This is a genomic window from Mycolicibacterium arenosum (genome assembly GCF_024320865.1).
In the GTDB taxonomy this organism is placed as follows: domain Bacteria; phylum Actinomycetota; class Actinomycetes; order Mycobacteriales; family Mycobacteriaceae; genus Mycobacterium; species Mycobacterium arenosum.
The window spans coordinates 99,548-120,628 of sequence record NZ_JANDBD010000008.1 but is presented as its reverse complement, the minus strand read 5'-3'; the positions used below and the strand labels follow the sequence as shown (position 1 = coordinate 120,628).

General features: G+C 67.2%; 19 protein-coding genes. 12 read left to right on the top strand and 7 right to left on the bottom strand.

Annotated features, from left to right (window positions below; all coding sequences use genetic code 11):
- Position 1: 1 nt before the first annotated feature.
- Genes NM203_RS19670 through NM203_RS19660 form a run of 3 tightly spaced genes read right to left on the bottom strand, consistent with a single transcriptional unit; the run spans position 2 to position 2,843 of the window.
- Entirely contained in the window at positions 2-1,156 is a 1,155-nt protein-coding gene (locus tag NM203_RS19670) for an AAA family ATPase (RefSeq protein ID WP_255061948.1), read from the bottom strand.
- Positions 1,157-1,175: 19 nt separating this feature from the next.
- A complete protein-coding gene (locus NM203_RS19665; protein ID WP_255061947.1) occupies positions 1,176-2,222 on the bottom strand; it encodes a DNA polymerase IV in 1,047 nt (348 codons plus the stop codon).
- A gap of 3 nt (positions 2,223-2,225) precedes the next feature.
- Positions 2,226-2,843, bottom strand: coding sequence for a TetR/AcrR family transcriptional regulator (locus NM203_RS19660; RefSeq protein ID WP_255061944.1), 618 nt, complete (start codon positions 2,841-2,843; stop codon positions 2,226-2,228).
- 81 nt (positions 2,844-2,924) lie between these two features.
- Here NM203_RS19660 and ponA2 point away from each other — a divergent pair, with 81 nt between their 5' ends.
- From ponA2 to nrdE, 5 genes are all read left to right on the top strand, one after another.
- Entirely contained in the window at positions 2,925-5,414 is a 2,490-nt protein-coding gene (ponA2, locus tag NM203_RS19655; protein WP_255061943.1) for a transglycosylase/D,D-transpeptidase PonA2, read from the top strand.
- A 101-nt stretch (positions 5,415-5,515) separates the two neighbouring features.
- On the top strand, positions 5,516-6,055 hold the full coding sequence (locus NM203_RS19650) for an NAD(P)H-dependent oxidoreductase (RefSeq protein ID WP_255061941.1): 540 nt from the start codon (positions 5,516-5,518) through the stop codon (positions 6,053-6,055).
- A gap of 466 nt (positions 6,056-6,521) precedes the next feature.
- Positions 6,522-6,770 carry a glutaredoxin-like protein NrdH gene (gene nrdH, locus NM203_RS19645; protein WP_255061939.1) on the top strand — a complete coding sequence of 83 codons (249 nt, stop codon included), beginning with the start codon at positions 6,522-6,524 and terminating at the stop codon, positions 6,768-6,770.
- A 31-nt stretch (positions 6,771-6,801) separates the two neighbouring features.
- Positions 6,802-7,245: a class Ib ribonucleoside-diphosphate reductase assembly flavoprotein NrdI gene (nrdI, locus tag NM203_RS19640; RefSeq protein WP_255061937.1), complete on the top strand. Its 444-nt coding sequence runs from the start codon at positions 6,802-6,804 to the stop codon at positions 7,243-7,245.
- Positions 7,215-9,380: a class 1b ribonucleoside-diphosphate reductase subunit alpha gene (gene nrdE / locus NM203_RS19635; protein WP_255061932.1), complete on the top strand. Its 2,166-nt coding sequence runs from the start codon at positions 7,215-7,217 to the stop codon at positions 9,378-9,380. Before nrdI ends, nrdE begins: the two co-directional genes overlap by 31 nt.
- 74 nt (positions 9,381-9,454) lie before the next feature.
- On the opposite strand, the gene NM203_RS19630 is transcribed toward nrdE, so the two are convergent.
- A complete protein-coding gene (locus tag NM203_RS19630) occupies positions 9,455-9,841 on the bottom strand; it encodes a DUF5997 family protein (protein WP_255061931.1) in 387 nt (128 codons plus the stop codon).
- A 41-nt stretch (positions 9,842-9,882) separates the two neighbouring features.
- Between NM203_RS19630 and NM203_RS19625 the strand changes: the two genes are divergently transcribed.
- On the top strand, positions 9,883-10,584 hold the full coding sequence (locus NM203_RS19625) for a LysR family substrate-binding domain-containing protein (RefSeq protein WP_255061930.1): 702 nt from the start codon (positions 9,883-9,885) through the stop codon (positions 10,582-10,584).
- On the opposite strand, the gene NM203_RS19620 is transcribed toward NM203_RS19625, so the two are convergent.
- On the bottom strand, positions 10,577-11,761 hold the full coding sequence (locus NM203_RS19620) for an NAD(P)/FAD-dependent oxidoreductase (RefSeq protein ID WP_255061929.1): 1,185 nt from the start codon (positions 11,759-11,761) through the stop codon (positions 10,577-10,579). The two genes, NM203_RS19625 and NM203_RS19620, sit on opposite strands and share 8 nt — an antisense overlap.
- Positions 11,762-11,904: 143 nt before the next feature.
- Here NM203_RS19620 and NM203_RS19615 point away from each other — a divergent pair, with 143 nt between their 5' ends.
- The 5 genes from NM203_RS19615 (at position 11,905) to NM203_RS19595 (ending at position 16,681) form a co-directional block, all read left to right on the top strand.
- Complete coding sequence (locus tag NM203_RS19615) at positions 11,905-12,645, top strand: TetR/AcrR family transcriptional regulator (protein WP_255061928.1); 741 nt, start codon at positions 11,905-11,907, stop codon at positions 12,643-12,645.
- Positions 12,646-12,694: 49 nt separating this feature from the next.
- Entirely contained in the window at positions 12,695-13,438 is a 744-nt protein-coding gene (locus NM203_RS19610; RefSeq protein ID WP_255061927.1) for a hypothetical protein, read from the top strand.
- Positions 13,439-13,455: 17 nt separating this feature from the next.
- Positions 13,456-15,024 carry an HD domain-containing phosphohydrolase gene (locus NM203_RS19605; RefSeq protein ID WP_255061926.1) on the top strand — a complete coding sequence of 523 codons (1,569 nt, stop codon included), beginning with the start codon at positions 13,456-13,458 and terminating at the stop codon, positions 15,022-15,024.
- A 139-nt stretch (positions 15,025-15,163) separates the two neighbouring features.
- Complete coding sequence (gene nrdF, locus NM203_RS19600; protein WP_408633386.1) at positions 15,164-16,126, top strand: class 1b ribonucleoside-diphosphate reductase subunit beta; 963 nt, start codon at positions 15,164-15,166, stop codon at positions 16,124-16,126.
- 156 nt (positions 16,127-16,282) lie between these two features.
- On the top strand, positions 16,283-16,681 hold the full coding sequence (locus tag NM203_RS19595; RefSeq protein ID WP_255061919.1) for a hypothetical protein: 399 nt from the start codon (positions 16,283-16,285) through the stop codon (positions 16,679-16,681).
- Between the two features lie 123 nt (positions 16,682-16,804).
- On the opposite strand, the gene NM203_RS19590 is transcribed toward NM203_RS19595, so the two are convergent.
- Positions 16,805-17,860 carry an NAD(P)-dependent alcohol dehydrogenase gene (locus NM203_RS19590; RefSeq protein ID WP_255061918.1) on the bottom strand — a complete coding sequence of 352 codons (1,056 nt, stop codon included), beginning with the start codon at positions 17,858-17,860 and terminating at the stop codon, positions 16,805-16,807.
- Between the two features lie 210 nt (positions 17,861-18,070).
- Positions 18,071-19,159 carry an iron-siderophore ABC transporter substrate-binding protein gene (locus NM203_RS19585; protein WP_255061917.1) on the bottom strand — a complete coding sequence of 363 codons (1,089 nt, stop codon included), beginning with the start codon at positions 19,157-19,159 and terminating at the stop codon, positions 18,071-18,073.
- A gap of 163 nt (positions 19,160-19,322) precedes the next feature.
- Between NM203_RS19585 and ctaD the strand changes: the two genes are divergently transcribed.
- A complete protein-coding gene (gene ctaD / locus NM203_RS19580; RefSeq protein WP_255062274.1) occupies positions 19,323-21,068 on the top strand; it encodes an aa3-type cytochrome oxidase subunit I in 1,746 nt (581 codons plus the stop codon).
- Positions 21,069-21,081: the final 13 nt, after the last annotated feature.

The window sequence follows — 21,081 nt, the reverse complement described above, 5'->3', positions numbered from 1 at the left end:
CCTAGCGCTTCCCCCAGTCCCACGGCGGGGCGGTCAGCTGCGTCTGGCCAACCAATCGCGTTTCGCCCCACTCCTTGACGAGTTCGAGTTCGAGCGCGTCCACCGCCGCGAGCCGTTCGCGCATGGTCTGCGAGTGCGTCACGACGACCACCTGCGTGGTCCGCGCCGCGGTTGCGATCATCGCCGCCAGCGGCGGAACCAGGTCGGGGTGCAGCGAGGTCTCCGGCTCGTTGAGCACCATGAGCGACGGCGGGCTGGGGCTCAGCAGCGCGGCGCCCCACAGCAGGAAACGCAAAGTGCCATCGGATAATTCGGCGGCACGCAGCGGCCGAAGCATGCCGCGCTGGTGAAGTTGGAGCTCGAAGAGGCCGTCGGTGACCGCGATCGACAGGGTCGCACCGTCGAAGGCGTCCGCGACCGCCCGCTCGAGATCCTCGAAACCCGCTTCGACGATGGTCTGCACCGCCGCGGCCAGGTCACCGCCGTCATCGGACAGCACCGGCGTCCGGGTGCCGACCCGCGGCGCTCGCGCGGGCGCGGCCGCATCGACGCGGAAGCCGTCGTAGAAACGCCAGCCCCGCAACCGGTCTCGTACCGCGGCTAGCTCGGGCAGCGCGCCGGCGTGCTCGGCCAACACGCTGCGGTAGGCGGGCAGCGCACGGGTCAACTCCGTGAAGCCGCGCCCGGACTCGTCGGCCACCTCGACGTAGTCGCGACCGCGCCGCACCAGCGTGGAAGCGGGTCGCATCCGGTCACCCGCGAACACGATCTCGCGTTTGAGTTCGGGATCGCGCGCGAACAACGAGCCCGGCCCGGCGTACTGCGGCAGCCCGAGATCGACGAGATAGCCGAAATCATCTGAGGCGAAGCCGAGTTCGAGTGCCACCGGCCTGGTGCGGGTGGTGCCCTGCGTCGATCCCGTTCGGCGGGCGCCGCCGGTCGTCTCGGGGCCGGCCCACAACACCGACTCGAGTCCGCCTTCGCGCGCGAGCGATCCGACGACGTCCCCTCGCCCGCAATCTGCGAGCAGGCGCAGCGAGCGGTACACCGACGACTTGCCGGTGCCGTTCGCCCCCGTCACGACGGTCAGCGCCGCGAAGGGCACGACGAGTTCGCGCAGCGATCGGTAGCCCCGGACGGCGATGGTCTGCAGCACGACTCGACGGTAGTACGGGCTACCGACCGGTTTCGGTGGGCACGGCGAGTTCGAGTCGCACGCCGAGCAGTCGGATCGGGCGGTCGAGTTCGAACTGGTGCAGGAGGTCCAGGGCGGTGCCGACGATCGGGTCGGCGTCGTTGCCCGCGTGCGCCAGCTTGCGGATCTTGGTTCGGGTGTAGAACGTCTTGGTGCGCACCGTCACGGCGACCCTGGTGACGGTGCGCCCCGCGGCGTCGACTTCGGCGAGGGTGCGGCGGGCCAGATCAGTGACGGCGGAGTCCATTTCCGCGAGGTCGGTGAGATCGCGCGGGAACGTGACGACGTGGCTGCGCGACCGCGGCACCCACGGCTCGGAACTGACGGCCGCATCGCCGCCGCCCTTCGCCAGCAGCAGGATCCAGAGTCCCGTGGTCGGACCGAACGTCGCCGTGAGCAGGCTCGCATCGGTCGCGGCGAGATCGGCGACGGTCGTAACACCTAGTGCGGCAAGGCGTTTGGCGGTCTTGGGTCCGACGCCCCAGAGTGCGTCGACACCGAGGTCGCCCATCGTCGTCATCCAGTTCTCGTCCGTCAGCCGGAACACCCCCGCGGGCTTGCCGAAACCCGTCGCCACCTTGGCGCGCTGCTTGTTGTCGCTGATGCCGACCGAACACGACAAGCCGGTCTCGGCCTCGATCAGGGTTCTGATGCCGTTCGCGAGTTCGACCGGGTCGGTGGTGTCGTCGTCGAAGCCGAGGTAGGCCTCGTCCCAGCCCCACACCTCGAGCGGATGTCCCAGATCGCGCAGCAGGCCCATGACCCGATCCGACGCCTCGTCGTACGCCGCGGGGTCCGACGGCAGGAACGTGGCGTCTGGGCACTTCCTGGCCGCGGTGCGCAACGGCATGCCCGCGTGCACGCCGAACTCGCGGGCCTCGTACGAGGCGCAGGTGACGACCTTGCGGGGTTCGAGGGGATCGCCGTTGCCGCCGACGATCACCGGAAGGCCCCTGAGATCAGGGTGGCGCTGCAGTTCCACCGACGCGAGGAACTGGTCGAGGTCGACGTGCAGGACCCAGCGCACGGCTCACTGCCCGCAGAGTTTGCGCGCCACGCTCTCCCACGCGTCGCCCTGCTCGCGGAGGCTGCGGCCGAGGTCGACGAACCGATGCGTCACGTAATCGGCGTCGAGCAGAGCGACGAGCGCGTCGGCCTGGGCATCGAGATCGCCCGAGGTGTCCGCGGCCGCAAGTAGTGAGCGCACATGCGTGCGGTGCAGGGTGGCGGGGGAGTTGAAGCGCGTCTGCGGATCGCGAGTCGCGTCGGACAGCAGCGCCCGGTGATCCCAGACGAACTGCAGCCGCTCCCTGCCGTAGGCGAGCAGTCGCTCGAGCGGCGGAGCGCCGGGCCCGAACGGCGGCGGCCCGAACATGAAGGCCTGCTGCTGAATCTTCTCGTCCTCGTCGAGCAGCACCAGCATCAGCCCGGCCCTGCTTCCGAATCGCCGGAACAGCGTTCCCTTGCCGACACCCGCCGCCGCGGCGACGTCGTCCATCGTGACGGCTTCGGCGCCGCGCTCGGCGACGAGTAGGCGCGCGGCATCGAGCAGGAGGGCACGGTTGCGCGCCGCGTCGCCGCGTTCGACGGGAACCGAATTCGTCAGCGGCAGTGGCGACGTGCCGGCCGTGCCGTTACCGACGCTCATGACTGCACTTTACGTGGCCGAACGGCCACGAGCGGCACTGCTCGCTCGGGCCGGTTCGCGCACGGGCCTACGCTGTCGAGCATGTCCGGCAGCCGTGCGTTGATGCGAACGCTCGCCTGGCTCGTGCACGTCTGCGTGCTCAGCGCGGTACTCCTGGCCGCCGCGGCCTTCCCGATCGTCGGCAGCGTGGGATTGGTGGTGGGGCAGGCATCCGACGTGGTGGTCCAGGACTCCGCGGACATCCTCGAAGGCGAGGTGCCGAGCGTCTCGACGATGGTGGACGCCGCGGGGACTCCCATCGCGTGGCTGTACACCCAGCGCCGCTGGCAGGTGCCCAGCGAGAAGATCGCCGACACGATGAAACTGGCGATCGTCTCGATCGAGGACAAGCGATTCGCGGAGCACAACGGGGTGGATCTGCCGGGCACGCTGACGGGCCTGGCCGGTTACCTGCAGGGCGACGAGAGCACGCGCGGCGGATCGACCATCGAGCAGCAGTACATCAAGAACTACAACTTCCTCGTCAGCGCGCAGACCGACGCGGAACGCCGCGCGGCCATCGAGTCCACTCCGGTCCGCAAGCTGCGCGAGATGCGGATGGCGCTCGAACTGAACAAGGCGCTCACCAAACCGGACATCCTGACGCGGTACCTGAACCTGGTGTCGTTCGGCAACGGCGCCTTCGGCGTACAGGACGCGGCGAAAACCTACTTCGGCGTCGACGCACGGCAGCTGAACTGGCAGCAGGCCGCGCTGCTGGCCGGGCTGGTGCAGTCCACCAGCACGCTCAACCCGTACACGAATCCCGACGGTGCACTGGCCCGCCGCAACCTGGTGCTCGACACCTTGATCACCAACCTGCCCGAACGGGCCGACGAACTGCGCGCCGCGAGGGCCGAGCCATTGGGTGTGTTGTCGCGGCCCAACACGCTGCCCCAGGGGTGCATCGGTGCGGGTGATCGAGCGTTCTTCTGCGAGTACGCGCTGCAGTACCTGACCCAGGCCGGTATCACCAGGGAGCAACTGGCCCGCGACGGCTACCTGATCCGCACCACGCTCGACCCCAAGGTCCAAGCCAGCGTCAAGTCGGCGGTCGACAAGGTGGCGAAACCCACCGAGGAGGGCGTCGCCAGCGTGATGAGCGTCGTCAAGCCCGGCAAGGACGCACACCGGATACTCGCGATGGCGGACAACCGCACCTACGGACTCGACCTCGACGCCGGACAGACCGTGCAACCGCAGCCCTTCTCCCTCGTTGGCGACGGCGGAGGCTCGACCTTCAAGATCTTCACCACGGCTGCGGCACTCGAGTTGGGCATGGGCATCAACGCGCAACTGGACGTCCCACAGAAGTTCGAGGGCACGGGCCTCGGCAGCAGCAACACCCCCGGTTGTCCGCCTCAGACGTGGTGCGTGAAGAACGCCGGCGGCTACGGCGGCAAGATGAGCGTGACCGACGCGCTGGCCCAGTCGCCGAACACCGCTTTCGCCAACCTGATTCGGCAGGTCGGAGTGCCCCGCGTGGTGGACATGGCGGTCAAGTTGGGTTTGCGGTCGTATGCCGCTCCGAACACGGCCCGAGCCTACGATCCGGACAACGACGAGAGCCTCGCGAACTACATCAAGCGGCAGAACATCGGTTCCTTCACGCTGGGCCCGTTCGAGCTCAACGCTCTCGAGATGTCCAACGTCGCGGCCACACTGGCCTCGGGGGGCACGTGGTGCCCGCCCAGTCCCATCGACAAGGTGTTCGACCGCCGTGGTCGCGAAGTGGCCCTGGCGACGGCGCCGTGCGAACAGGTGGTCCCGGAAGGGCTGGCCAACACGCTCGCCAACGCGTTGGCCAAGGACACCATCAGCGGCACGGGCGCCGCTGCGGCCGGCTCCGTCGGATGGAATCTGCCGATGTCGGGCAAGACGGGAACCACGGAGTCGCACCGGTCGTCGGCGTTCCTGGGTTTCACCAATCAGTACGCCGCCGTCAACTACGTCTTCGACGACTCCACGAGTCCATCGGGGCTGTGCTCGTACCCGTTGCGAAAGTGCGGCGACGGGACCCTCTTCGGCGGTAACGAGCCGGCGCGCACCTGGTTCCTCGCCATGGATCCGATTGCGGACGACCTCGGTCCGGTGAGCCTGCCGCCCACCGATCCGCGCTACGTCAACGGCAACCCCGGTAGCGAGGTGCCCAGCGTGACCGGCCTGAAGCTCGACGCGGCGATCAAGCGAGTGCGAGATGCCGGCTTCCAGGTGCCCGATCAGCCCGCGCCGGTGGACAGCTATCTGTCCAAGGGCGCCGTCGCGGGCACCACGCCGAAGGGCAAGACGATCCCCGGTTCCATCGTCGTCATCAACACCAGTAACGGGATCGCGCCGCCGCAGCAGTACTTCCCACCCGCTCCGCCCCCGGATGCGCCGCCGCCGCCCGAGGCGCCGCCGCCCCCACCGCCGCCGAACGTGATCATGATTCCCGGGTTGCCCCCGATCACCCTGGGCCCCCCGCCACCGCCTCCACCCCCGCCACCTCCACCACCCCCGCCACCGCCCGACCCTGGCGCGCCGCCGCCGTAGCGGGCGCCGTTAAACTCAGCGGGAAATAAACCGGACCAAGGTCCGGTTGGATGAACGAGCATCACGACGAACGTTCACGCACTCGAGGAGGAAACGGGCACATGTCGGTCAAGGTCTTGGTTCTGGTGGGAAGTCTGCGCGCCGCGTCGGTCAACCGGCAGCTGGCGGAACTGGCAGCGGAGGTGGCGCCCGAGGGGGTGACGCTGGTGCCGTTCGACCGCCTGGGCGAGTTGCCGTTCTACAACGAGGACATTGACAACGAGTCCGTCGCTCAGAGCGTCGCCGACCTGCGCGCCGCGGCCGCCGACGCCGACGCGGCGCTGGTGGTCACCCCCGAGTACAACGGCGGCACTCCCGGCGTGCTGAAGAACGCCATCGACTGGCTCTCCCGCCCGTTCGGCGACGGTGCGTTGAAGGGCAAGCCGGCGGCGGTGGTCGGTGGATCGTTCGGGCAGTACGGCGGGGTCTGGGCGCACGACGAGGTCCGCAAGTCGCTGGGGATCGCCGGTCCTCGCATCGTCGAGGACCTGAAGCTGTCGGTGCCGTTCAAGACCCTGGACGGCAAGCATCCTCGGGAGAACGCCGAGGTGGCCGCTCAACTGGGCGACATCGTCGCCAAGCTCGCCGCCGAGGTGGGCTGACACCTCACCGCAGTCGCACCGAGCCGCCGCCGAATCCGATTCGGCGGCGGCTTTGCTGTCGGCGTGTTCGCCGACGCCGGTTGTCGGTGCCCGCTGGTAAACAGGGGGGCGTCGCCCGGCACGCCGGTCGATGTGACGTGCGACACGCCGGAAGAAACGCCGCGCGTCGGCTTACGACCAGGGAATTTCACGAATGTTGTTCAGAACATCTTGTATCTCTTCTGAATGTCGGACACTAGGTGTAGTGTCTTGCAGACCGACAGACCCCCACGGTTCCCAAGCTTTCACGGGTCGGCCGGAGCGCAGATTCCGGCAGTATCGGTGCCCCGAACCGCCTCACTCTGAGCCTCGGACGGCCGGAATTTCAGGGGTCCGGAGGCTGCTTTACCAGAGTGAGAAGCACTACCCCAGCAGTTGCCAGTCACGTGTGGTCCACGTTTAGTTCTTGCCCGAGGAGCCGATCCAGATGACTCAGTCCGTCACCGTCTACACGAAGCCCGCCTGTGTCCAGTGCAACGCGACCTACAAGGCGCTCGACAAGCTGGGCGTCGCCTACAACATCGTCGACATCAGCCTCGACGACGAGGCGCGCGACTACGTCATGGCGCTGGGCTACCTGCAGGCCCCCGTCGTGGTGGTCGGCAACGAGCACTGGTCGGGTTTCCGGCCGGACCGCATCAAGGCCCTCGGCGCGTCGGTCGCAGTCACGGCATAGCGGGTACACGGCGGGCGGAGAGGAGAACGCGATGAGCAACCTCGTCTACTTCTCCAGCGTCTCGGAGAACACCCACCGGTTCGTCGAGAAGCTGGAACTGCCCGCGATCCGCATCCCGCTGCGCGAGCGCATCGAGGTGCACGAGCCATACGTTCTGGTGCTGCCCACCTACGGCGGTGGTCATGCCAACGGTCCTGATCCCGACGCTGGGGGATACGTCCCCAAGCAGGTGATCGCCTTCCTCAACAACGAGATCAACCGGTCGTTGATCCGCGGTGTCATAGCCGCGGGCAACACCAATTTCGGCGCCGAATTCGGATACGCCGGGGTCGTCGTCTCCCGCAAGTGCGGCGTCCCATTCCTCTACCGCTTCGAACTGATGGGCACCACGGACGACGTCTTCGCCGTCCGCGAGGGGCTTGCCGACTTCTGGAAGGACCAGACGTGTCACCAACCGTCACTGCAGAACCTGTAACCACCGCTCCGAACGCGCTGCCGGGCGAGACGGACTATCACGCGCTCAACGCGATGCTCAATCTGTACGACGCCGACGGCAAGATCCAGTTCGACAAGGATCGCGAAGCGGCGAACCAGTACTTCCTGCAGCACGTCAACCAGAACACGGTGTTCTTCCACAATCAGGACGAGAAACTCGACTACCTCGTCAAGGAGAACTACTACGAGCGCGAGGTGCTCGACCAGTACTCGCGCAACTTCGTGAAGACGCTGATCGACCGGGCCTTCGCCAAGAAGTTCCGCTTCCCCACGTTCCTCGGGGCGTTCAAGTACTACACCTCCTACACGTTGAAGACGTTCGACGGGAAGCGCTATCTCGAGCGCTTCGAGGATCGCGTCGTGATGGTGGCCCTCACGCTGGCCGCGGGTGACACGACGCTGGCGGAGAAGCTCGTCGACGAGATCATCGACGGCAGGTTCCAGCCGGCCACCCCGACGTTCCTCAACTCCGGCAAGAAGCAACGCGGCGAACCGGTGTCGTGCTTCCTGCTGCGCATCGAGGACAACATGGAGTCCATCGGGCGCTCCATCAACTCGGCGCTGCAGCTGTCCAAGCGCGGTGGCGGAGTCGCGTTGCTGCTGTCCAACATTCGCGAGCACGGCGCGCCGATCAAGAACATCGAGAACCAGAGCTCGGGCGTCATCCCGATCATGAAGCTGCTCGAGGACTCGTTCTCCTACGCCAACCAGCTCGGCGCCCGTCAGGGTGCCGGCGCGGTGTATCTGCAGGCGCACCACCCCGACATCTACCGGTTCCTCGACACCAAGCGCGAGAACGCCGACGAGAAGATCCGCATCAAGACGCTGTCGCTCGGCGTGGTGATCCCGGACATCACGTTCGAACTCGCCAAGAAGAACGAGGACATGTACCTGTTCTCGCCGTACGACGTCGAGCGGGTCTACGGCGTGCCGTTCGCCGACATCTCGATCACCGAGAAGTACTACGAGATGGTCGACGACGCGCGCATCCGCAAGACGAAGATCAAGGCGCGCGAGTTCTTCCAGACGCTGGCCGAGCTGCAGTTCGAGTCCGGCTACCCGTACATCATGTACGAGGACACGGTGAACCGGTCCAACCCGATCGAAGGCAAGATCACGCACAGCAACCTGTGCTCGGAGATTCTGCAGGTGTCGACGCCGTCGCTGTTCAACGAGGACCTCACCTACGCCAAGGTGGGCAAGGACATCTCGTGCAACCTCGGGTCGCTCAACATCGCCAAGGCCATGGACTCGCCGGACTTCGCGCAGACCATCGAGGTCTCCATCCGTGCGCTCACCGCGGTGAGCGACCAGACCCACATCTGGTCGGTGCCGTCGATCGAGCAGGGCAACAATCAGTCTCACGCCATCGGCCTCGGCCAGATGAACCTGCACGGCTACCTGGCTCGCGAGCGGATCCTGTACGGCTCCGAAGAGGGCGTCGACTTCACGAACATGTACTTCTACACCGTGCTCTACCACGCGCTGCGGGCGAGCAATCGGATTGCGATCGAACGGGGTACGGCGTTCGGCGGCTTCGAGCGCTCGAAGTACAAGTCGGGGGAGTTCTTCGACAAGTACACCGATCAGGTGTGGGAGCCGGCCACCGCCAGGGTCCGGGAGCTCTTCGCCGATGCGGGCATTCGAATTCCGACGCAAGAGGATTGGCTGCGACTCAAGGAGTCGGTGCAGACGCACGGCATCTACAACCAGAACCTGCAGGCGGTTCCGCCGACCGGCTCGATCTCCTACATCAACCACTCGACGTCGTCGATCCACCCGGTCGCGTCGAAGATCGAGATCCGCAAGGAAGGCAAGATCGGCCGCGTCTACTACCCGGCGCCGTACCTCACGAACGACAACCTGGAGTACTACCAGGACGCGTACGAGATCGGCTACGAGAAGATCATCGACACGTACGCCGCGGCGACGCAGCACGTGGATCAGGGCCTGAGCCTGACGCTGTTCTTCAAGGACACCGCCACCACGCGCGACGTTAACAAGGCGCAGATCTACGCCTGGCGCAAGGGAATCAAGACGCTGTACTACATCCGGCTCCGTCAGATGGCCCTGGAGGGCACCGAGGTGGAGGGTTGCGTCAGCTGCATGTTGTGACGCGCGAACGGCCAGTTAGCACACGCTTTTCCGCGATTTGCGTACGCTAACTGGCCATTTGGCGTTTGGGGTGACTAGCCTTCGCGGGCCTGCTCCGCGCGCACTGCCTTGAGGCGGCGCTGTTCGATCAGCACCGCCTGGAAGCTCTCGCGCTCGGCGACCAACCACTCGGGTTTCTCCTCCAGCAGCGCGTCGATCTGCTCAGTGGTGAGCGCCTCGGTGACGCCACCACGCGAGAGACCCGCGATCGAGACGCCCAGCTTGGCGGCCACCAGGTTCTTCGGGTGCGGTCCGTTCTTGCGGAGATCCTTGAGCCACTGCGGTGGGTCCTCCTGCAGGGCGGCGAGTTCCGCGCGGGTGATCGCGTTCGCCTGAAACTCGGCGGGCGTCGCGGGTAGGTAGACGTCCAGCTTCTTCGCCGCCGTGGCGGGTTTCATGGACTGCGCGTTCGGCCTGCTCATGGCTCGAGCTTATCGACGGGGCGCAGCGGTAGCCTGATGCGGTGACCCAGCACCGTCTCACCGTCGGGTACGTCCCCGGTGTGACGCCCGCGAAGTGGGCCCGGACCTGGGCGGAACGCCACCCGACGGTGTCGCTGCAGTTGCGCACCGTCCCCGCGGCTGAGGCGGCCGATGCGTTGCGGAACGGCATCGTCGACGCGGCGCTGCTCCGGCCGCCGGCCGACTCGTCCGGCCTGGCCCTCATCGCGCTCTACGAGGAGACGACGGTCGCGATGGTGCCGACCGACCACCTGCTCACCGCGGCGGACTCGGTGACCGCCGCGGATCTCGACGGCGAGCCGATCCTGCTGCCCCTCGACGACGTCGTCGCCTGGGCGGATACTCCCGGCGCCCCCGTGGAGCACAGGCCCGAAACCACTTGGGACGCAGTGGAACTCGTCGCCGCGGGGATGGGTGCGCTGATCGTTCCGCAGTCGCTGGCGCGGCTGTACCACCGCAGGGATCTGACGTACCGGCCCATCACCGATGCGCCGGTGTGCCCTGTCGCGCTGGCCTTCCCGGAAGGGCCGCAGTCGGCGCTGGTCGAGGAGTTCGTCGGGATCGTGCGGGGTCGCAAGCCGGGATCGTCGCGGGGCCGGGCCGAGCCGGCGCCGAAACGCACCGCACGGGAGAAGACCCTTGCCAAGCAGGCCGCCCGCGCCGCCGCGGGCAAGGCGGCTCGCAAGCCTCGCCGCGCTACATGACCTTGTGCTGAGGGCCCTGCTCCTTCTTGTACAGCGACTTGAGCAGCCGATCACGCAGGAAGGGGTTGTCGATCAGCTTGATCCCGGTGTTGGCGACCCGCGGTATGCCGGCCAGCTTGTGGAAGTAGCGGCCCCGCTTGTACTCCCGGCCCCACGCCGCTTCCATCCGCAGCGCGTAGTTGGTGAAGTCGTCGGGGCCGCCGTTCTGCAGTGCCGCGATGGCGCATTCGCCTGCGGCCAAGCCGGATTCGAGCGCCTTGGAGATACCCGCGCCCGACGCCGGCTTACCCGCGCCGAGCGAGTCTCCGGTGAACAGCACGCCGGGACGCCACGGTGGCCACGCGGTGAAGCCCATCGGCAGTCGCCAGGCGCGCACGCTCTTGTTCTTCTTCAGCTCCTCGATCGCCGGGACCTCCCAGTCGCGGGGCAGCGTGCGGAGGAACTCGCCGAGGAACTGGGTCGCGTTGATCGACTGCCAGTTCTTGTAGCTGTTGACGTAGCCGAGGCCGATGTTGAAGACCCCGTTGCCCATCGGGAACACCCAGCCGTAGCCGGGCAGTTGGTCGCCCTGGAACGCCAGCTTGAGGTAGATGTCGAGGCTGTCCGAGTCGGGCCTGCTGAGGTGCATCTCGGAGCGGATCGCGATCGCGGAGTAGCCGTTGTACTCCGAATCGATCTTCAGCGCCCTCTTGATGGGGGAGTAGGCGCCGTCGGCCGCGATGACCGCGTCGCCGTAGACCTTCTCGCCGCCCTTGAGGACCACGCCGATGACCCGCCCGTTCGCGTCCAGCTCGGGACCGGTGACCTCGGCGCCCTGGCGCACCTGCGCGCCCGCCGACTCCGCGTGCTTGAGCAGCACGGTGTCGAGGTGCTCGCGGCTGACGGTGTGGCCGTGGTCGGGCATGCCGGGACGCTTGGGGAACGACAGCTCCCAGGCGCTCGGGCTGAACACCGTGACGCGATTCACTCGGTGGTAGGTGGCGACCTCGCCGGCGAGGCCCATCTTCTGCAGGTAGCTCACGGCCCTGGCGGTCAGCCCGTCGCCGCACGGCTTCGCTCGCGGGAACTCGGCCTTGTCCAGGACGATCACCTTGGCACCGGTCTGCGCAGCCTGCCACGCCGCCGCCGCACCGGACGGACCTCCACCGGCGATGACCAGGTCGTATCGCTGCGTCATGAAACTCGTCTCGCTTACTCGGTCGGATTAACGTGGCGAATCGTACCCAAGCCGGTGCGACGCAGCCGACCACCAGAGAGCCGCTGCCCGGCGCACCGGGCGGTCTGGGCAGGTCAGGCGGTACCAGCGGTTATAGTAATCCGGTGCGCAGACCGTCCATCCCCCGTCCGGGTCCCCAGCCCGGCGTGAAGGTCGACGCACGCAGCGAGCGGTGGCGCGAGCACCGCAAGAAGGTGCGCGCGGAGATCGTCGACGCGGCCTTCCGCGCCATCGACCGGTTGGGCCCGGAGCTGAGCCTGCGGGAGATCGCCGAGGAGGCGGGCACCGCCAAGCCGAAGATCTACCGCCACTTCACCGACAAGTCCGATCTCTTCCAGGCCATCGGCGAGCGCATGCGCGACATGCTGTGGGGGGCGATCTTCCCGGTCATCGACATCCAGGCCGACTCGGCCCGTGAGGTGATCCGGCGCAGCGTCGAGCAGTACGTGCGGCTCGTCGACGAGCACCCGAACGTGTGCCGCTTCCTGATCCAGGGGCGCTTCGCCGAGCAGAGCGAGTCGACGATGCGCGCGCTCAACGAGGGCCGCGAGGTCACCCTCGCGATGGCGAACATGTTCAGCAACGAACTTCGGGATATGGAACTCGACCCCACCGCCATCGAACTGGCGGCGTACACGACGTTCGGTTCCGCGGCCGCGGCGACGGACTGGTGGCTCGGCCCCGAACTCGGCAGCCCGCGCCGGATGCCGCCGGAGGTGTTCGTCGATCACATGACCACGATCATGCTGGGCTCGATCAACGGGACCTGCGAGCTGCTGGGCATCAAGATCGATCGCGATCTGCCGCTCGGCGAGGGCGTTCAGCGCCGCGAACCCGTGAGTTGAGGCGTCTGCCCCATGTGAGGGCCGACCCCGCTCGGCCACGATCGACGGCATGACAAACAACACACCCGCCGCCATCGTCGCGGCGCTCAACGAACGACCCGAACTGCCCACCGGGGACGACGAACGCTTCGCCGGCTTCGGCATCATGGGGCTGCCCTTCGCCAGCGGCCACTACCTGGGGCTGCGCCAGTTCCCGGCGGCGACCTTCGCGCCCGCCTACGCCTCGGTGTGGCACCGGGATCCGGTCGGCCGGTGGACGTTCTACGCCACCACCCCCGGCGAGCAGAGCTGCGCGAGGTACTTCAGTTCGTCGACCTCAAACGACGCGGTGCAGTGCGATATCGGCGTCACCTGGGACGCGCCGTGGTCGCTGTCGATCACGATTCCGGGACTGCTCGACTGGACCGTGACCCTGGGTGAGTCCCGTGCGACCCGGCTGATGACCGACATCGGCGGTCGGCTACCCGAGTGGGCCTGGACGAATCCCCGTGCGCTGGCGACGATCAGCCGCGCGGCGGGCCGGGTCCTCGGCGTCGGGGAGATGCGCCTGGCGGGGACCGCCTCGAACGGCCAGACGTTCATGGTGGCACCGCGGAAGGTGTGGACCGTCACGGGGACGCGTGCGGTGCTGCGCGGGACCGACCTCGGTGAGTCCGCGCCGCTCGCGATCCAGGCTCGGCTCGGGGATTTCCGGCTACCGCAACGCGGCATCGCCGTCGTCGCCAACGGGCACTTCGAGAATTTCGATCCGACGAGGCACCGGCGGTCGATGCGCACCGTGGCGCTGGCGTGATCAGTCACAATCAGCCGATGAGCCCGCTCGCCGCCAGCAGTTCCGCGCCGTCGCGCGCGGAACTGCTGGCCGCGCTGTCGGTCGCGGTGGACCTGGGACTGGGCCAGCCCGCCGAGCACATGCTGCGGTCGGCGGTGATCGCCGGTCGCATCGCGGACCGGCTCGGGCTCAGTCGCCGGGACCGCGACTGCGTGTACTACGCGACGCTGATCATGTGGATCGGCTGCCACGCCGACTCTCACGAGTACGCACAGTGGTTCGGCGACGACATCGCGGTGCGGCACGACTCGTATCTGGTCGACTGGGCGGGGCTGCCGTACCTGCGCTTCCTGATGGGCAACGTCGCCAAGGGCAGACCACTGCTGAACCGGATCAACGCGATGGCGGCCCTCGTCGCCAATGCGCGCGGCCAGATCTCGCGAATGATCCACTCCCACTGCGCTTCCGCCAGCCTGCTCGCTGATCGGCTCGGGGTCGATGGGGCCGTTCGCGATGTGCTGGCCTTCACCTTCGAGCGGTACGACGGCGGCGGGTTGCCCGGTGGGGTTGCCGGCGAGGCGATTCCGATCGCGATGCGGGTCGCGCAACTCGCCGACATGGTGGAGGTGCACCAGCGCACCTACGGCGTCGAGGGAGCCGTCGCGATGGCGCGCAGTCGGCGCGGTGGCCAGTTCGATCCGGCGGTGGTCGACGCGTTCATCGCCGACGCGGCCGAGATCCTCGCGGGCCCGCCGGTCGGGGACGCCTGGGCGGCGGCCGTGGCCGAGGCGCCCGACCGCGACGAACGGCTCAGCGCAGACGAATTGGACAGCCTGCTCGTCGCTCTCGGCGACTTCGTCGATCTGAAGTGCCCCTTCACCCTCGGCCACTCCCAGGCGGTGGCCCGACTCGCGTCCGCCGCCGCGACGGCCGCCGGCTGCAGTGCCGACGTCGTCACCACCGTGCGGCGCGCGGCGCACGTACACGACGTCGGACGGATCGGCATCTCGAATCAGATCTGGTCGAAGCCCGGTCCCCTGATGTCGGCCGAGGCGGAGCGCGTGCGGCTTCATCCGTATCTGACCGTGCGGATCCTGTCTCAGGTCGGCGGGCTCAAGCAGATCGCCGACCTGGCGGGCAACCATCACGAGCGGCTCGACGGTTCGGGCTATCCGCGCGGGTTGTCGGGTGCGACGCTCGGGATGCCCGACCGCATCCTGGCCGCAGCGGTGCACTATCAGTCGGCCCGCGAACCGCGGCCCTACCGCGCCGCGCTCACCGCGGCGCAGGCGGAGCGCCGACTGCGCGACGGTGTCCGGGCGGGAACGCTCGACACGGTCGCCGTCGAAGCGGTGCTGCAGGCCGCGGGTCACACGGGCGAACGGCGGATGGTGCGGCCGGATGGGCTGACGCCGCGCGAACTGGAAGTGCTCGGCCTGGTGGCGCGCGGCGCGTCGAACAAGGACATTGCCGCCAGACTGGTGATCTCGGAGAAGACCGCCCGTAATCACGTCGAGCGGATCTACGCGAAGATCGGCGCGTCCAATCGCATCGGGGCCAGCATGTACGCGCTCGATCACGGGCTGGTGCAGGCCGAATCGGCCTGACACGCCGCGACACGCACAACACAAGCTGTTGTGTTGCGCCCGGTTGTCGTACCCCAGGGGTAGTGTCGGCACCAGCCGGCCGGGCTGGTCGGGCTGAACAACCTTCGCAGGTGAAATGGGGTCTGACGTGTCGGATGGAATGAAGCTGATCGACCGGGTTTCGGCCATCAACTGGAATCGTCTCCAGGACGACAAGGACGCCGAAGTGTGGGAGCGCCTGACGGGCAATTTCTGGTTGCCGGAGAAGGTGCCGGTGTCCAACGACATCCCGTCGTGGGGCACGCTCAACGCGCACGAGAAGCAGCTGACGATGCGGGTGTTCACGGGCTTGACCCTGCTCGACACCATCCAGGGCACCGTCGGCGCGGTCAGCCTGATCCCCGATGCGCTGACACCGCACGAGGAGGCGGTGTACACCAACATCGCGTTCATGGAGTCGGTGCACGCCAAGAGCTACAGCAACATCTTCTCGACGCTGTGCTCGACGGTCGAGATCGACGAGGCGTTCCGCTGGTCGGAGGAGAACCCCAACCTCCAGCGCAAGGCCGAGATCGTCATGAACTTCTACAAGGGTGACGACCCGCTGAAGCGCAAGGTCGCCTCCACGCTGCTCGAGAGCTTCCTGTTCTACTCGGGCTTCTACCTGCCCATGTACTGGTCGTCGCGCGCCAAGCTCACCAACACCGCCGACATGATCCGGCTGATCATCCGCGACGAGGCCGTGCACGGGTACTACATCGGCTACAAGTTCCAGAAGGGTCTCGCGCTCGAGAACGAGGCGCGCAAGCAGGAACTCAAGGACTACACCTACGAGTTGCTGTTCGAGCTGTACGACAACGAGGTCGAGTACACCCAGGACCTGTACGACGAGGTCGGGCTCACCGAGGATGTGAAGAAGTTCCTGCGCTACAACGCCAACAAGGCGCTGATGAACCTCGGCTACGAGGCGCTGTTCCCCAAGGACGAGACCGACGTGAACCCCGCCATCCTGTCGGCGCTGTCGCCGAACGCCGACGAGAACCACGACTTCTTCTCGGGCTCGGGTTCGAGCTACGTCATCGGCAAGGCCGTCGTCACCACGGACGAGGACTGGGACTTCTGATTTTGCCTGCTCAGCGAACTAGTAGTCGCTGATACTTCGGCCTACCGGCACGAGTGACCGTAAAGCTCGCCAGCGACGACGGACGCGCGTGGTCGCCATGGCCGTGCACGAAGCATGTGCATCGAGTGGTCGCCTATCGCCGATACGGTGATCAACATGGGTGTGCCGACGCACGTGATGCAGTTCAGCAGCGGCGGGGCGGCGGTGAAGGACGGCGGATCGAGTCTGTTGCAGTTCGTCAGTCCGCTGCGCCAGCTGGACGGAGCTGAACGCTGGTTCATCACCTTTTACGCGCTACCCGAGGGGCGGAGTTTCGAGGAGGTACGCGGCCAAGCCACCGAGCAGTTCCTTCAGGCCGCCGGACGATCCGACGCCATGACCGTCGAGATCCGCAAGCTCGCCGCCGGTCAGTCGCGGGTCGGATGGGTTCGATACACCGTCGGACACGAACACGACGGCACCCTTCCTCTGGACGTCGCGATCCCGTTGCCCACGACATCCCGTCCGGATACACGATGCGCCCCGTCGAGGGGTACACCGCAGACGGAGACATAGTCGACTTGCAAGGCACCGCTCAATAGGGGTCGGAGCGGACCATGTGGCCGACCAGTACGAAGCGCCCGGTGGTAGGCGGTAGTAGGACCGGCTCGCGGCGGCGGGCCGGAAGGCCGGCGACGTTTAGAGCGTCGAGTTGTCGATGACGAAGCGGTAGCGCACGTCGCTGGCGAGCATCCGCTCGTAAGCCTCGTTGACGTAGGACGCCTCGATGACCTCGATCTCGGGGGTGACGTCGTGCTCGGCGCAGAAGTCCAGCATCTCCTGGGTCTCCTTGATGCCGCCGATCAACGAGCCGGACAGCCGACGACGGCCGAAGATCAGCACGCCGGCCGGGATCGGCATCGGGTTCTCGGGCATGCCGAGTTCGACGAGCGTGCCGTCGAGCCTGAGCAGGCCGAGGTAGTCCTCCATATTCAGGTTCGCCGACACGGTGTTGAGGATGAGGTCGAACGAGCCCCTGAGCTTCTTGAAGGTGTCGGGATCGCTGGTGGCGAAGTACTCGTCGGCACCGAGGCGCAGCCCGTCCTCCATCTTCTTCAGCGACTGGCTGAGCACGGTGACGTGCGCGCCGAGCGCGTGCGCGAGCTTCACGCCCATGTGGCCGAGCCCGCCGAGTCCGATGACGGCGACGCGCTTGCCGGGACCGGCGTCCCAGTGGCGCAGCGGGGAGTACAGCGTGATGCCCGCGCACAGCAGGGGAGCGGCCTTGTCCAGGGCGATGGAATCGGGGATCCGGAGCACATAGTTCTCGTCGACGACGATCGCGTCGCTGTAGCCGCCCTGGGTGGGCTTGCCATCCCGGCCGGTGCCGTTGTAGGTGCCGATCATGCCGGGGTTGTTGCAGTACTGCTCCTCGCCGGCTTGGCAGAACTCGCACTCGCGACAGGAGTCGACGAAACAGCCGACGCCGACGCGGTCGCCGACGGCGTACCTGGTCACGTCCGAGCCCACCTCGGTGACGATGCCCGCGATCTCGTGGCCGGGGGTCATCGGGAAGGTGACGTCACCCCATTCGCCGCTGACGGTGTGCAGGTCGGAGTGGCAGATGCCGGCGAACTTGATGTCGATCGCGACGTCGTTCGGGCCGACGTCGCGGCGCTCGACGGTGGTCTTGGTCAGTGGGGCCGAGCTGCCCCAGGGCTGGGTCGCGGCGTAGGCGTTAACGGTCGTGGTCATGATTTCTACGTGCCTCTTTGTGTCGTGTCGCAAACGGTGTTCGCTTAAAGATTAGCGAAGGTAACGAGTCGGGTGCAGCGTTGCACCCGGTGGAGCAACGGGGGGCCGAGTCCGGATGATTCCCGGTGTGACGTGAATCAGTCGGAGGTCACAGGCCCGGCGCATGGGCTCCGCCCGTGAAGCTTAAGCGCGAATAGCTCACCAGGCCCGCTAGTTCACCGGCCCGTTCAACGTCCTGAGGTCGTCGAGCATCCCGCGCGCGGCGACCACCCCCTGACCGGTCTGCCATACCTCGTTGTTGACGATGAACACCCGGTTGTCTCGCGCCGCGGACAGCGCGCGCCATGCGTCGCTGTCCAGCACCGCGGCCGCGCGGTCCTTCGCGGCCGGGTCGCTGAACGAGACGTACACGATGTCGCCCTCGGCGGGGGAGAAGTCCGCTTCGTCCAGCTCGGTGGTGCCGATCTCCTGGTAGGGCTTGTCGGTGAAGCGTTGCGCCGCAGGGCGATCCACGCCCACGGCGGCGAGCACGCTACCGGGGAAGTCGGCGGCCCCGTACACGCGCATGGTGTCCTCGGTGAACTGCACGACGGACGCCTGGTAGTGGGTGGCGTCGTTCTCGCTGCCCGTCCGATCGGCGTCGCGTTCGAAGCCGTCGACGATGCCGTTGGCGGCCTCGGCCCGACCCGTCGCGGCGCCGACGGTGCGCAGCGTGTCCCGCCACTCGGGTCCCGGTGGGCCGGTGAAGACCGTGGGCGCGATGTTGGTGAGCGCGCGGTAGCTCTCCGGCGTGAGGGCCTCCGAGCCGAGGATGAGGTCGGGTTTGGCGGCCGTGACGGCGGCGAGGTCGGGATCGCTGCGGGTGCCCGCCGGCGGCGCGTCGTGCACGGCGGTGCCGAGGTAGGAGGGCTGGGCGTCGGTGTCGTCGGGGGTTGCGGCCGCGACGATTCGGCCCTGCAGTCCGAGGGCGCATAGCGCGTCCAGTTGGTCACCCGACAGCACCACGATGCGCTGCGGGTCGCCGCGGAGTTCGGTCTCGCCGGCGGCGTGGCGCACGATGCGCTGCTCGAATCCGGGGTCGGGTGCCGCGGGTTCGGGGGCGCACGACTCGTCGGGCCTGCGCTGATTTCCGAGGACACCGGCGCCGGCGATCTTCGTCGTGCTGGTGACCGGCGCGTTCGACGCGTTGGTCGCCGGTCCCGATTCGTCACCGCACCCGCTGACGAGCGTCACCGCGACCGCGATGGAGACCGCAATAGCGGCCGCGACTGGGCCCGTTCGTCGGCTCGTCGGCAGCACGCGCCGACCGTAACATCCGCGCCGCTCGGAGTGTTTTGTGACAAAGTACGACGGTTTGTAGGACCCATAGCGCTGATCGTCTCGGCGAGAGTTAGGATTCAACTCGAGCACGCGGGCAGCGCGTCCGTCGACTCGCCGCAGTCAGATGACCCAGGAGGATCTGTTGGTAGCCGAAGCGCCCCCAATCGGAGAACTCGAGGCACGTCGCCCGTTCCCTGCGCGGCTTGGCCCCAAGGGCAACCTGATCTACAAGCTGGTGACCACGACCGATCACAAGCTGATCGGCATCATGTACTGCGTCGCCTGCTTCGTGTTCTTCTTCATCGGCGGCCTGATGGCGCTGTTCATGCGCGCCGAACTGGCGCTGCCGGGGCTGCAGTTCCTGTCCAACGAGCAGTACAACCAGCTGTTCACCATGCACGGCACCGTGATGCTGCTGTTCTACGCGACGCCGATCGTCTTCGGCTTCGCGAACCTGGTGCTTCCGCTGCAGATCGGCGCGCCCGACGTGGCGTTCCCGCGTCTGAACGCCTTCTCGTTCTGGCTCTTCCTCTTCGGCGCGACGATCGCGATCGCGGGCTTCATCACCCCCGGCGGCGCCGCCGACTTCGGCTGGACCGCGTACTCGCCGCTCACCGACGCCATCCACTCGCCCGGTGCGGGCGGTGACCTCTGGATCATGGGTCTGGCCGTCGGCGGTCTCGGCACGATCCTGGGCGGCGTCAACATGATCACCACGGTCGTGTGCATGCGCGCGCCCGGCATGACCATGTTCCGGATGCCGATCTTCACCTGGAACATCCTGGTGACGTCGATCCTGGTGCTGCTCGCGTTCCCGCTGCTCACCGCCGCGCTCTTCGGGTTGGCCGCCGACCGCCACCTCGGCGCTCACATCTACGACCCGGCCAACGGCGGCGTGCTGCTGTGGCAACACCTGTTCTGGTTCTTTGGACACCCCGAGGTGTACATCATCGCGCTGCCGTTCTTCGGCATCGTGAGTGAGATCTTCCCGGTGTTCTCCCGCAAGCCGATCTTCGGATACACCACGCTGATCTACGCGACGCTGGCGATCGCGGCGCTGTCGGTGGCCGTGTGGGCGCACCACATGTACGCCACCGGTGCGGTGCTGCTGCCGTTCTTCAGCTTCATGACGTTCCTCATCGCGGTGCCGACCGGGATCAAGTTCTTCAACTGGATAGGCACGATGTGGAAGGGGCAGTTGACGTTCGAGACACCGATGCTGTTCTCGGTCGGCTTCCTCGTCACGTTCCTGCTCGGTGGCCTGTCCGGCGTCCTGCTGGCCAGCCCGCCGCTGGACTTCCACGTCACGGACAGCTACTTCGTGATCGCCCACTTCCACTACGTGCTCTTCGGCACCATCGTGTTCGCCACCTACGCGGGCATCTACTTCTGGTTCCCGAAGATGACCGGCCGGCTTCTCGACGAGCGGCTGGGCAAGCTGCACTTCTGGCTGACGTTCATCGGCTTCCACACCACCTTCCTGGTGCAGCACTGGGTCGGTGACGAGGGCATGCCGCGCCGCTACGCGGACTACCTGCCGTCGGACGGCTTCACCACGCTGAACGTGGTCTCGACGATCGGCGCGTTCATCCTCGGCGTCTCGACGCTGCCGTTCGCGTGGAACGTGTTCAAGAGCTGGCGTTACGGCGAACCCGTCGTGGTCGACGACCCGTGGGGTTACGGCAACTCGCTGGAGTGGGCCACCTCGTGCCCGCCGCCTCGGCACAACTTCACCGAACTGCCCCGAATCCGTTCGGAGCGGCCGGCATTCGAGCTGCACTACCCGCACATGGTCGAACGCATGCGCGCGGAAGCTCACGTCGGACGTGCGCACGGACCCGCAGACGGCGATGTGACGCGCATCGACGACGTCGACGTCCGCACCTGACGATCGGTTACCC

Bases quoted from the DNA above. Each gene is read 5' to 3' on its own strand.
- NM203_RS19660 (WP_255061944.1), bottom strand. From the start codon at position 2,843: ATGAGCGTCGGTAACGGCACGGCCGGCACGTCGCCACTGCCGCTGACG.
- ponA2 (WP_255061943.1), top strand. From the start codon at position 2,925: ATGTCCGGCAGCCGTGCGTTGATGCGAACGCTCGCCTGGCTCGTGCAC.
- NM203_RS19650 (WP_255061941.1), top strand. From the start codon at position 5,516: ATGTCGGTCAAGGTCTTGGTTCTGGTGGGAAGTCTGCGCGCCGCGTCG.
- nrdH (WP_255061939.1), top strand. From the start codon at position 6,522: ATGACTCAGTCCGTCACCGTCTACACGAAGCCCGCCTGTGTCCAGTGC.
- nrdI (WP_255061937.1), top strand. From the start codon at position 6,802: ATGAGCAACCTCGTCTACTTCTCCAGCGTCTCGGAGAACACCCACCGG.
- NM203_RS19630 (WP_255061931.1), bottom strand. From the start codon at position 9,841: ATGAGCAGGCCGAACGCGCAGTCCATGAAACCCGCCACGGCGGCGAAG.
- NM203_RS19620 (WP_255061929.1), bottom strand. From the start codon at position 11,761: ATGACGCAGCGATACGACCTGGTCATCGCCGGTGGAGGTCCGTCCGGT.
- NM203_RS19610 (WP_255061927.1), top strand. From the start codon at position 12,695: ATGACAAACAACACACCCGCCGCCATCGTCGCGGCGCTCAACGAACGA.
- NM203_RS19605 (WP_255061926.1), top strand. From the start codon at position 13,456: ATGAGCCCGCTCGCCGCCAGCAGTTCCGCGCCGTCGCGCGCGGAACTG.
- nrdF (WP_408633386.1), top strand. From the start codon at position 15,164: ATGAAGCTGATCGACCGGGTTTCGGCCATCAACTGGAATCGTCTCCAG.
- NM203_RS19595 (WP_255061919.1), top strand. From the start codon at position 16,283: ATGGGTGTGCCGACGCACGTGATGCAGTTCAGCAGCGGCGGGGCGGCG.
- NM203_RS19590 (WP_255061918.1), bottom strand. From the start codon at position 17,860: ATGACCACGACCGTTAACGCCTACGCCGCGACCCAGCCCTGGGGCAGC.